Origin of the sequence: Mesorhizobium sp. XAP4, assembly GCF_029269325.1 — a bacterium.
GTDB lineage: Bacteria > Pseudomonadota > Alphaproteobacteria > Rhizobiales > Rhizobiaceae > Mesorhizobium > Mesorhizobium ciceri.
Genome location: NZ_JARIXW010000001.1, coordinates 1472830 through 1484586, shown reverse-complemented (window position 1 = coordinate 1484586; position 11757 = coordinate 1472830). Strand labels below are relative to the sequence as shown.

Below are 11757 nucleotides of genomic sequence, written 5' to 3'. Positions count from 1 at the left end.
GTCAGATCATGCCGCTTGATCAACGCGGCGATTCGGCCCATTCGGATGTCATGACCGGCCAGCAGGACGACTTCAGCCATCTCGACCGCGCCGGCCGCGCCATGGCCGGCATCGCGCGCAATCCCCGGGTCACGGTAAACGTCGTTGTCGGCGCTTGCATCCTGCTTGCATGGCTGTCTCTTGCGGCGATGGCAATCCGCGGGGCTGAAACAGGGATTGCGGGCGTCGGCGCCCCTGGCGACACGATCCTTCGCAGCCTGCCGCAACTGCCGCTGCCCTATTTCCTGGAACGGTTCTTTGTGCTGTGCCTCTCACCGGTGCCTTTGGACGCAGGTCTCGGCTTGCAGGCCGGCGCGCTCGTTTCGATGTGGTTCCTGATGGCGATCGCGACGATGCTGCCTTCGGCGGCGCCGATGATACGCACCTATTGCGAGATCGCTGACACGGCACGCATCAAGGGCGAACCGGTCGTTCACCCGCTGCTGCTGGTCGCCGGCTATCTCAGCGTCTGGCTCGCCGCTTCAATTGCGTTCGCGGCGCTGACCTTGGCCGTCCATGCATTCGCTTCGTCAGCCGGGATGCTCGATCCGGTCGTCGGCATTGCCGGTGCGCTCGCTCTGCTGATTGCCGGCCTCTACCAGTTCGGCGGCTTGAAGGAAGCTTGCCTGAAGAAATGCAGGAACCCGTTCTCGATCCTTTTCGCGAGCTGGAGCGCAAGGCCCCTTAACATCTTTCGGCTCGGTGCCGCGCAAGGTCTGTGGTGTCTGGGCTGCTGCTGGGCCTTGATGCTGGTGATGTTCGCCGTTGGCGTCATGAACGTTTTCTGGATGGCGTTGATCGGCCTGTTCACCCTGATCGAAAAACAAACGGCCAGCAGGGTTCCAACCCGGCTGGCCGGTGCGATACTGCTTGTCTGGGCAGCCGCGCTGCTAGTAGTCTCGCTGTGAGTGGGGGAAAATCGATGGCAGACCAGAGCTGGGCGATGAAGGGAGAGCTCGTACTCTCCTGCAATTGCACGGTTTTTTGCCCTTGCGTGCTCTCGCTTGGCAATCATCCGCCGACCGAAGGCTATTGCCAGACATGGGCCGGGTTTCGCATCGATGCCGGCCATTTCGGTGAGGTCGATCTGTCCGGGCTCAATCTTGGGCTGATCATGGAAATCCCAGGCTATATGAGCCGCGGCAACTGGACCGCGGGCCTGTTCATCGACAGCCGCGCCTCTGTCTATGCGGTCAAGGCGCTGACAAAGATCTTCACGGGCAAGGCAGGTGGAACCACATCGCTGCTCTCAATCCTCGTCGGCAAATTCCTCGGTGTCGAGCAGGTGCCGATCACCTATGAGACGCGTGACAAAACGCGTATCTTCCAGATACCCAGGATTATCGACGGAGCGGTCACACCCATCCAAGGCAAGGACCGTGACAAGGATACGGTGATCAGCAATTCGGAATACTGGATCGCGCCCGAGATCATCGTGGCCAGGTCCGACAAGAGCAAGATGCGGGCTTTTGGCCGCAATTGGAATTTCGCCGGCCGTTCGGCCGAAATCTGCAAGCTGGATTGGCGGGGCCCGTGAGCAAGAACACAACGGCCAGGAATTTGGCAGCACGAAAAGCCGCCAAAAAGATCACGGACCGGATTCCGCGCCCGAAGAAGAAGGTCACCTGGCCGCAGGCGAGGGCGTTCTCCGTCCACCTTTTGACCGCCTCGGGGTCGTTCCTGGCCTTCCTGTCGCTCGTGGCGGCAAGTGAAGAGCGCTGGACCGCAATGTTCTGGTGGCTCGGGCTGGCTCTGTTCGTCGACGGCATCGATGGGCCGATCGCCAGAAAACTCGAGGTCAAGGAGATCCTGCCGACATGGTCGGGCGAACTGCTCGACAACATCATCGACTACGTGACCTACGTGCTGATCCCGGCCTTCGCGCTCTATCAGCGCGGCTTCATGGGCGAGGGCCTGTCATTCCTGTCGGCGGCGATCATCGTCGTTTCCAGCGCCATCTACTATGCCGACACCGGCATGAAGACGAAGGAGAATTTCTTCAAGGGATTCCCGGTGGTCTGGAACATGGTGGTGTTCACCCTGTTCGTCATCGAGCCCGGACAATGGGTTTCGTTCGCGGTGGTGGTGGTGGCCGGCGTCCTGACTTTCGTGCCGATCAACTTCATCCACCCGGTGCGGGTGGTGCGGCTGCGGCGCATCAACCTCGGGATGACCCTGTTGTGGTGCGCTTTCGGCGCGCTTGCCCTGGCCCAAGCGGCGCTCGCCGCCTTCTACGATCAGATCGGCGTGCTGGGCGAGCAGGTCAGCACCTTCACCAAGATCGGCATCACCATCACCGGGCTTTATCTTGCCTGCATCGGTGGCATCATGCAGTTCTTTCCCAATCTCGGTGCCAAAAAGGCCTGATCGGCCACTCCCACAGGGAGCCTGGCCCCACAAGCCTAGCCCACAGGAAGCCTAGCAATGTCCAAAGCGATCCGCATTCATGCCAATGGCGGCCCGGAAGTTCTGACCTATGAGGACGCTGATCCCGGCCAGCCGGGATCCGGGCAGATCCTGGTCCGGCACACCGCGATCGGCCTCAATTTCATCGATGTCTACCATCGCTCCGGTCTCTATCCGCCACCCGGCGGCTTCCCGCTCGTGCCAGGCAGCGAAGCCGCCGGCGTGGTGCTGGAGGTCGGCCATGGCGTCGACTGGCTGAATCCGGGCGATCGCATCGCTTATGCCGTGACGACGGGGGCTTACGCGCAAGAACGCGTCATCGATGCCAGCCGCGCCGTCAAGGTTCCGGATGGCATCAGCGACGAACAGGCCGCAGCGATGATGCTGAAGGGCATGACCGCGGAATATCTGCTGCGGCGGACGTTCAAGGTGAAAGCCGGCGACACGATCCTGTTCCATGCCGCGGCAGGCGGCGTCGGCCTGATCCTCGGCCAATGGGCAAAACATCTCGGCGCCACCGTCATCGGCACCGCCAGCTCGTCCGACAAGATCGAGCTCGCCAGGGCGCATGGTTTCGATCACGTCATCAACTACAAGGAACAGGATTTCGTCGCCGGCGTCGCCGCCATTACCGGCGGCAAGAAATGCGATGTCGTCTACGATTCGGTCGGCAACGACACGTTTCCGGCTTCGCTCGACTGCCTGCGGCCGCTTGGCATGTTCGTCAGCTTTGGCCAGTCCTCGGGACCTATACCGCCGTTCAGCATGTCGTTGCTGGCACAGAAGGGCTCGTTGTTTGCAACAAGGCCGACACTGTTCGTCTACAACGCAAAACGCGAGGACCTCGACGCTTCTGCTGCCGCTCTGTTCGAGGTCGTGCTCAGCGGCGCGGTCGAGATCAAGATCAACCAGCGCTACGCGCTGAAGGACGCCGGCAAGGCGCATTCCGACCTCGAGGGCCGCAGGACCACAGGGACGACCATTCTCATCCCTTAGTTCGTTCTGCCTTGCTATCCCTTGAATTTCCGCTGAAATTCTTGAAGCTCTTTCAAGACGTGTGCCGCTTTCCGATGAGAGCCGGCCGCGCCTACCATGCCTGCGGGAACACAGAACATGTCTGGCTAACCAGATGGGAGGCACTGTGAGTGCAAATCAGGACGGCACGAACCTGCTTGAGGTGCGTGGCCTCACCAAGATATTCGGCACGCTGACGGCGTGCGATCATATCGATCTCGACATCGCCAGGGGTGAGATCCACGCCTTGCTCGGCGAAAACGGCGCCGGCAAGTCGACGCTGGTCAAGATGCTTTTCGGCTCGCTGGAGCCCAATGCCGGCGAGATCTTCTGGAACGGTCAGGCCGTCAGGATTTCCAGCCCGGGCGTCGCGAAAAAGCTCGGCATCGGCATGGTGTTCCAGCATTTTTCGCTGTTCGAGGCGCTGACCGCGGCCGAAAACATCGCGCTGTCGCTGGACGACGGCTCGCCGATCAGCAGCATCGCTGCGAAGGCGAGGGCGCTTTCCTTCAGCTATGGCCTGCCGCTCGATCCTGAATCGCTGGTCGGCGACCTGTCGGTGGGCGAGCGCCAGCGCATCGAAATCATCCGCTGTCTGCTGCAGACGCCGCAGCTCATCATCCTGGACGAACCGACCTCGGTGTTGACGCCGCAGGAAGCCGACAAGCTGTTCGAGACGCTGGAGCGCCTGCGCTCGGAAGGCAAATCCATCCTCTACATCTCGCACCGGCTCGAAGAGGTCAAACGCATCTGCGACCGCGCCACCGTGCTGCGCCACGGCAAGGTGGTCGGCCATTGCAATCCGCGTGAGGAAACAGCCTCTTCGCTGGCGCGAATGATGGTCGGCAACGAGGTGCAGGCCGTGGTGCGCGCGCCGGTCGAGGGCATCGACAAGGCGCAGCCGCTGCTCGAAATCCGCAATCTCAGCCGCAAACCGGCAACGCCGTTCTCGATCCCGCTCAGGGGCATCAACCTGAACGTCCGCGCCGGCGAGGTGATCGGCATCGCCGGCGTCGCCGGCAATGGTCAGGGCGAGTTCTTCGAATCCGTTTCAGGCGAAGTGCTGCAGCAGGATGCCGCCTCGGTGCGCATTCGCGGCAAGGATTCGGGAAGCCTCACCATCACCGGACGACGCCTGCTGGGCGCTGCCTTCGTGCCGGAGGAACGCCTCGGCCACGGTGCCGCACCGCGCATGAAGCTTTCCGAAAACCTGCTGCTGTCGCGCCATGCCACCGACGGCAAGGCGTTCGTCGGTTCCGGCGGAATGGTCAAGAGCGCCGCCATCCAGGCCGCGTCCCAACGCATCATCGAGGCGATGGACGTGCGCAAGAGCGCGCCGGATCCGGAGGCCGCGGCTCTTTCGGGCGGCAATCTGCAGAAATTCATCGTCGGCCGCGAACTCGACCGCCGGCCAAGCGTCATGGTGGTGAACCAGCCGACCTGGGGCGTCGATGCGGGCGCTGCCGCCCACATCCGCCAGGCCTTGATCGAGTTGTCGCGCAGCGGATCGGCGGTGCTGGTGATCAGCCAGGATCTCGACGAGCTGTTCGAGATCTCGGATGCGATCGCCGTCATGCACAATGGCGAGTTGTCGAAGCCGATGCCGATCGCCGAAGCGACCTTCGAGAAGGTCGGCTTGCTGATGGGTGGCGCCGAACCCGGTCACGCCGAACACACGTTGGAGACGGCATGATGCGCCTCGAACTCGTCAAACGTCCGCAGCGTTCCATGCTGTTTTCGGCCCTGTCGCCGTTCATCGCCTTCGCGCTGACCATCATTGCCGGGGCCGTCATGTTCGCGCTGCTCGGCGTCAATCCGCTGACTGCGTTCAACATCTATTTCATCGAGCCGATCAGCCAAATCTGGCAGTTGCATGAGCTGGCGATCAAGGCCGCGCCGCTCATCCTGATCGCCGTCGGCCTGTCGGTTTGCTACAAGGCCAACATCTGGAACATCGGCGCCGAAGGCCAGTTCATCCTCGGCGGCATCGTTGGCTCGATGCTTCCAGTACTGTTTCCGCAGTTCGAAGGCCCGCTGGTGCTGCCGTTGATGCTGTTGCTTGGCATGGTCGGAGGTGCGGCCTATGCGGCGATCCCGGCTCTGCTCAAGACGCGCTTCGGCACCAACGAGATCCTGACCAGCCTGATGCTGGTCTATGTCGCGCAACTTTTCCTTGACTGGCTGGTGCGCGGCCCCTGGCGCGATCCGCAGGGCCATGGCTTCCCGCAGACCATCCAGTTCAACGATTCGGCCGTGTTGCCGGAACTGATGCCGGATGCCGGACGGGCAAACTGGGGTTTTGTCTTCGCGCTGGTCGCCGCGGTGCTGGTCTGGATCCTGATGAGCCGCATGCTGAAAGGTTTCGAGGTGCGCGTGCTGGGCTCGAGCCCGCGGGCAGGACGCTTCGCCGGCTTCGGCCTCAACCGGATGGTGTTCTTTGCCTTCCTGCTGTCGGGCGCGCTGGCGGGACTTGCCGGCATCTCGGAGGTCTCGGGCGCCATCGGCCAGCTGCAGCCCGTCATTTCGCCCGGCTACGGCTTCACCGCCATCATCGTGGCGTTCCTCGGCCGTCTCAACCCGCTTGGCATCGTTGCCGCCGGACTGGTGCTGGCACTGACCTATCTCGGCGGCGAAGCAGTGCAGAGCGCGCTCGGCATCTCCGACAAGGTGGCGCGGGTGTTCCAGGGCATGCTTTTGTTCTTCGTGCTCGGCTGCGACACGCTCATCCACTACCGCATACGTCTGGTCGGCCTGGCCCTGACCAAACCGGAAGGCGTGGCCAAACTCGAAGCCGCACCGAAGCTGAAGGAAGCCCGTTGATGGACATCACCGTAAACATCCTTCTGACCATCGCCACCGCGGCAACGCCGCTGCTGATCGCGGCAATCGGTGAGCTGGTGGTCGAGCGCTCCGGCGTACTCAATCTCGGCGTCGAAGGCATGATGATCATGGGCGCCGTCGGCGGCTTCGGCGCAACCTATCTCACCGGATCGCCCTGGATCGGCCTTTTGGCGGCCATTGCCATGGGCGCGGTGTTCTCGCTGCTGTTTGCCGTCATGACGCTGTCGCTGGCCACCAATCAGGTGGCGACCGGCCTGTCGCTGACGCTGCTCGGCCTTGGCCTGTCCGGCATGATGGGCACCAGCTTCGTCGGCCAGCCCGGCGAAAGGCTGCCCAACCTCGACATTCCCGGCCTGACGGAAATCCCTGTGATCGGCAGGCTGCTGTTTGGCCAGGATCCGATCTTCTACATCTCGATCGCACTGACCGCCGCCGTCATGTGGTTCCTGTTCAAGACCCGCACCGGGCTGACGCTGCGTTCGATCGGCGACAGCCACACCTCGGCGCATGCGCTTGGCATCAAGGTCATCCGCTACCGATACCTCGCGGTCATCTTCGGCGGCGCCTGTGCCGGTCTCGCCGGCGGCCATCTCTCGCTGGTCTACACGCCGCAATGGGTGGAGAACATGAGCGCCGGCCGCGGCTGGATCGCGCTGGCGCTGGTGGTGTTCGCCTCCTGGCGGCCATGGCGGGTGCTGGCCGGCGCCTACATCTTCGGCGCGGTGTGGATCGGCCAGCTTCATGCACAGGCTTTTGGCATTCCAGTGCCCTCACAGTTCCTTTCTTCGCTGCCCTATCTGGCAACCGTCGTGGTTCTCGTTCTAATCTCGCGCAACAAGCGTCTGACGATGATGAACACGCCGGCTTCCTTGGGGCAGCCATTCGTTCCGGATCGTTGACAACAAAAAACAAACGGGAAGCTCCAAGGCTAACTCAGAGAGGTAACACAATGAAAAAACTGCTTATTGCCCTGATGACCACGACCGCCGCCATGTCGCTGGCAGCGACGGCCGAGGCCGCGGACAAGCTGAAGGCCTGCTGGGTCTACACCGGCCCGATCGGCGATTTTGGCTATTCCTACCAGCACGACCAGGGCCGTCTCGAAGTGGAGAAGGCGCTCGGCGACAAGGTCGAAACCGCCTATCTTGAAAACGTCTCGGAAGGCCCCGACGCCGACCGCGCTTTCGAGCGCCTGGCACGCGAAGGCTGCAAGATCATTTTCGGCACCTCCTTCGGCTTCATGGACCCGGAAGTGAAGGTCGCCAAGAAATTCCCGAAGGTGATGTTCGAGCACGCCACCGGCTACAAGACATCTGACAATCTCGGCATCTACAATGCGCGTTTCTATGAAGGCCGTTATGTGCTCGGCCAGATCGCCGCCAAGGAATCGAAGGCAGGCGTTGCCGGCTACATCGTTTCCTTCCCGATCCCCGAAGTGGTGATGGGCATCAACTCCTTCATGCTCGGCGCGCAGTCGATCAACCCGAACTTCAAGGCCAAGATCGTCTGGGTGAATTCCTGGTTCGATCCGGGCAAGGAAGCCGACGCCGCCAAGGCGCTGTTCGACCAGGGTGCCGACATTATCGTCCAGCACACCGATTCGACCGCTGCCCTGCAGGTGGCCGAGGAGCGCAAGCTGCACGGCTTCGGCCAGTCCTCCGACATGATCAAGTTCGCGCCGAACGCGCAGCTGACCTCGCTCACCGACGAATGGGGTCCCTATTACATCAGCCGGGTCCAGGCAGCCCTCGACGGCACCTGGAAGCCGGACAATGTCTGGCTTGGCATCAAGGACGGCGCGGTCAAGCTCGCCCCCTACACCAACATGCCCGACGACGTGAAGGCGATGGCGGAGGCCACCGAGAAGAAGATCGCCGGCGGCTGGAACCCCTTCACCGGGCCGATCGCCAAGCAAGACGGCACGCCGTGGCTGAAGGATGGCGAAGTCGCCGATGACGGCACGCTGCTCGGCATGAATTTTTATGTGAAGGGTGTCGACGACAAGCTGCCGCAGTAGGCAGCACAAGAGATCGAAATGAGGAGGGCGCCGCGAGGCGCCCTTTTTCATTCGGCGGGCTGCGCTCCGGCTGAGACGCGACGAAATCGCGCCAAGCCAGCATCGACCGCGCGGCCGAGCCAAATCCTCAGCAACCGCTGTGCGGGTCGTTCGCAGGCGCGCCAGATTGCCCACGAAACGAAAAGCATAAGTGCGCCGCAGCCAAAGGCGGCAAACCATTTGCCGATAAGGGGCGTTGCCGCATTGATGACGAGATAGCCGATGTCCTGGTGCAGCAAATAGAGCGGATAGGTCAGCCCGCCCAGCGCCAGGGTGAGCGCCGATGGCCGCAGACGATTGCGCAGCAGCACCGCACCGATCAAGGCCGTGTGCATGACGACGTTGGCGATGACCAGATTGGCCGACGAAACGGCAATGCCGTAGTGGCCAAGCATCCAGTGCTGCGTCACCGACAGCGTGCCGCAGGAGATCAGGAAGGCGGCGGCAAGCAGCAGCATTGCAGGCAGTGAACGGCCATGCGCATGCAGGTGGTGGACCACCACGCCGGCGGCGAAGAACGGTCCAAACTCGGTGATGAACAGCAGCCTGGCGGCACCGCTGCCGATGAAGAACTCGTTCAAGGCCGAGATCGCCAGCCAGATCAAGATCAGCTCCAGCTTGCGTTTCTGAAACAGCCCGGTGAGCAGCGCCAGCGTCACCCAGCCGTAGAACACCAGCTCAAGAACGATCGACCAGTAGACGCCGTCCATGAAGGGCTGGCCGAACGCCGGCGCGAACATCGACAGATTGGCGGCATACTGAACGAAAGAGGCCGAAAGCAGCGGCGACCCGGCAAGGAAGACAATCGCGAAGGTGATCGTCATGCAGAGCAGGAAGCCCGGATAGAGGCGAACGAACCGCGCGACCGCAAACTGGTCCCAACTGCGGTTTTCCGCCGACCAGGCAATGACGAAACCGCTGATCAGGAAGAACAGATTGACGCCGAGATAGCCGTAGAGGGCGAACGGTGCCGCAAGCGGATAACCCTCAGCCAGAATGCCCTCGGCAGCCGCGCCGCGAAAGAAATAGTGGAAGAACACGACAGCCATCGCCGCGACCAGCCTGAGCAGGTCCAGCGTCGCAATGTAATTTTGTTCCGCAGGTCTGGTGTTCATCCGCATTTCCCGCATCTACGGTCGGCAAACCATAGAGCGGATCGCGGCTGAGCGGGTTAAGAGGCCTAGATTATCGCCAGATGTAGTAAATTTACGCGGAACGAGGCGTCAGACCGCCGAACCATAGAGGTCATAGGCGTCGGCACGGTCGATCTTGACGGTGACGATATCGCCTTGGCGCAGCGGACGACGCGACTGGATGTGCACCGAGCCATCGATCTCGGGCGCGTCGTATTTGGTGCGGCCCTGTGCCGATGTGCCATGCGCCTCGTCGATCAGCACCGGGAGGCGCTTGCCGACTTTTCTGGCCAGCTGTGTCGCCGAAATCTTCTGCTGACGCTGCATGAAGCGGTGCCAGCGCGCCTCCTTGATTTCCTGCGGGACCTGTTCGAGACCGAGATCGTTGGAGCGGGCGCCGCGGACCGGCTCGTATTTGAAGCAGCCGGCGCGGTCGATCTTGGCTTCATCGAGCCAGTCGAGCAGCATCTCGAAATCGTCATCCGTCTCGCCGGGGAAGCCGACGATGAAGGTCGAGCGGATGGCCAGATCCGGACAGACCTCGCGCCAGCCGCGAATGCGCTCGAGCGTCTTTTCGCCATGCGCGGGCCGGCGCATGTTCTTCAACACCTGCGGCGAGGCATGCTGGAACGGGATATCCAGGTAAGGGAGGATCTTGCCCTCCGCCATCAGCGGGATGACGTCGGCGACATGCGGGTAGGGGTAGACATAGTGCATGCGCACCCAGATGCCGAGCTTGCCCAGTTCCTCCGAAAGATCGAGGAATTTTGCGCGCACTTCACGGTCGCCGAACATCGACGTCTGGTACTTGATGTCGATGCCGTAGGCGCTGGTGTCCTGCGAGATGACCAGAAGTTCCTTGACGCCAGCCTTGGCCAGTTTCTCAGCCTCACGCAGCACATCTGCCGCCGGCCGCGAGACGAGGTCGCCACGCAGTGCGGGAATGATGCAGAAGGTGCAGCGGTTGTTGCAGCCTTCGGAAATCTTGAGATAGGCGTAGTGGCGCGGCGTCAGCTTGACACCCTGCGGCGGCAGGAGATCGATATAGGGATCGTGCGAAGGCGGTGCGGCCTCATGCACCGCGGCCATCACGCTCTCATAGGCCTGCGGCCCGGTGATCGCCAGCACATTCGGGTGCTTTTCGCGAATGACGTCCGGCTCGGCGCCCAGGCAACCGGTGACGATCACTCGGCCGTTTTCCGAAAGCGCGGAGCCGATGGCGTTGAGCGACTCGTCTCGGGCGGAATCGAGAAAACCGCAGGTGTTGACGACGACGAGGTCGGCGCCGTCATGCTTGCGCGCGATTTCGTAACCTTCGGCGCGCAGGCGCGTGATGATGCGCTCCGAATCCACGAGGGCCTTCGGGCATCCAAGACTGACAAAACTCACGCGGGGAGCGGACATAGAGGGTTTCCGGGCTTTTCAGGATTGCCGGCGCAGTACCACACTTATTGCGGCATTGGTATGGGCAGGCCCGCGATGCGGCAAAACGCACGGCGGTCTTGCTTCGACGGAGTGAAGACGCGGATGTCCGCCAGCTTCAGCCGACCACGTTGTTCACATGTGGCCAGACCTCCACCGCGCCACGATAGACCATGTCCAGCGCGACATAGAGTATGATCAGCAGGCCGACATAGGCGATCCAGCGGTGGCGATGCAGCAGCTTGGCAATGAAGGTCGCAGCCAGCCCCATGAGCGCGATCGACAGCACAAGGCCGATGACCAGCACCGGAAAATGATCACGCGCCGCTCCAGCCACCGCCAGCACGTTGTCGAGCGACATCGACACATCGGCGACGACAATCTGCAAGGCAGCCTGGCCAAGGGTCTTGCGCTTCGACTTGCCGGCGACTGCCTGGTCACTGTTGAGGTCCGAATTCGACAGCGCCTCGGTCGCTTCCAGCTCATCGGCATGTGACGTGCGCAGCTCGCGGTACATTTTCCAGCAGACCCACAGCAGCAGGATGCCGCCGGCCAGCAGCAGGCCGACGATCGCCAGCAGCTTGACGGTAATTGCGGCAAAACCGATGCGCAGCACCGTTGCCGCAATCACGCCGATGAGGATCGCCTTCTTGCGTTGGTCAGCCGGCAGGCCGGCAGCGGCAAGGCCGATGACGATCGCATTGTCGCCGGCCAGCACGAGGTCGATGGCGATGACCTGGAGCAGGGCGGTCAGGCTGGCAGCGCTGAAAAAAATGTCCATCGACCGGAAGCCCTTGCTGATTTTGCCGAGTGTTCGTCGATTACCCAGAGGCCCTAACTTGGTGG

General features: G+C 62.2%; 11 protein-coding genes. 8 read left to right on the top strand and 3 right to left on the bottom strand.

From position 1 onward, the window contains the following. Window positions 1-8 precede the first annotated feature (8 nt). The 8 genes from P3C39_RS07495 to P3C39_RS07460 all read left to right on the top strand — a co-directional run bounded on the left by P3C39_RS07495 (window position 9) and on the right by P3C39_RS07460 (window position 8317). On the top strand, window positions 9-947 hold the full coding sequence (locus tag P3C39_RS07495; RefSeq protein ID WP_275953022.1) for a DUF2182 domain-containing protein: 939 nt from the start codon (window positions 9-11) through the stop codon (window positions 945-947). Between the two features lie 14 nt (window positions 948-961). Beyond that, the gene (locus P3C39_RS07490) at window positions 962-1576 is read left to right on the top strand and encodes a DUF1326 domain-containing protein (RefSeq protein WP_013531653.1); all 615 of its coding nucleotides are present in this window, start codon (window positions 962-964) and stop codon (window positions 1574-1576) included. A gap of 23 nt (window positions 1577-1599) precedes the next feature. Continuing rightward, window positions 1600-2406, top strand: coding sequence for a phosphatidylcholine synthase (gene pcsA, locus P3C39_RS07485; RefSeq protein ID WP_024503276.1), 807 nt, complete (start codon window positions 1600-1602; stop codon window positions 2404-2406). A 57-nt stretch (window positions 2407-2463) separates the two neighbouring features. Continuing rightward, window positions 2464-3441: a quinone oxidoreductase gene (locus P3C39_RS07480; RefSeq protein WP_275953021.1), complete on the top strand. Its 978-nt coding sequence runs from the start codon at window positions 2464-2466 to the stop codon at window positions 3439-3441. A gap of 133 nt (window positions 3442-3574) precedes the next feature. After that, window positions 3575-5152, top strand: a complete 1578-nt coding sequence (locus P3C39_RS07475) for an ABC transporter ATP-binding protein (RefSeq protein ID WP_275953020.1) — start codon at window positions 3575-3577, stop codon at window positions 5150-5152. After that, complete coding sequence (locus tag P3C39_RS07470) at window positions 5149-6279, top strand: ABC transporter permease (RefSeq protein ID WP_013531649.1); 1131 nt, start codon at window positions 5149-5151, stop codon at window positions 6277-6279. The genes P3C39_RS07475 and P3C39_RS07470 overlap by 4 nt, the downstream gene beginning before the upstream one ends. Then, window positions 6279-7199 (top strand): ABC transporter permease, encoded by a 921-nt coding sequence (locus P3C39_RS07465; RefSeq protein WP_275953019.1) that lies wholly within the window; start codon window positions 6279-6281, stop codon window positions 7197-7199. Before P3C39_RS07470 ends, P3C39_RS07465 begins: the two co-directional genes overlap by 1 nt. Before the next feature lie 50 nt (window positions 7200-7249). Next, window positions 7250-8317 carry a BMP family ABC transporter substrate-binding protein gene (locus tag P3C39_RS07460; RefSeq protein ID WP_013531647.1) on the top strand — a complete coding sequence of 356 codons (1068 nt, stop codon included), beginning with the start codon at window positions 7250-7252 and terminating at the stop codon, window positions 8315-8317. A 47-nt stretch (window positions 8318-8364) separates the two neighbouring features. On the opposite strand, the gene P3C39_RS07455 is transcribed toward P3C39_RS07460, so the two are convergent. The 3 genes from P3C39_RS07455 to P3C39_RS07445 form a co-directional block, all read right to left on the bottom strand. Next, on the bottom strand, window positions 8365-9471 hold the full coding sequence (locus tag P3C39_RS07455; RefSeq protein ID WP_275953018.1) for an acyltransferase: 1107 nt from the start codon (window positions 9469-9471) through the stop codon (window positions 8365-8367). Between the two features lie 108 nt (window positions 9472-9579). Further along, window positions 9580-10893: a 30S ribosomal protein S12 methylthiotransferase RimO gene (gene rimO, locus P3C39_RS07450; RefSeq protein WP_064993202.1), complete on the bottom strand. Its 1314-nt coding sequence runs from the start codon at window positions 10891-10893 to the stop codon at window positions 9580-9582. A 136-nt stretch (window positions 10894-11029) separates the two neighbouring features. After that, entirely contained in the window at window positions 11030-11692 is a 663-nt protein-coding gene (locus tag P3C39_RS07445) for a TerC family protein (RefSeq protein WP_013531644.1), read from the bottom strand. Window positions 11693-11757 lie beyond the last annotated feature (65 nt).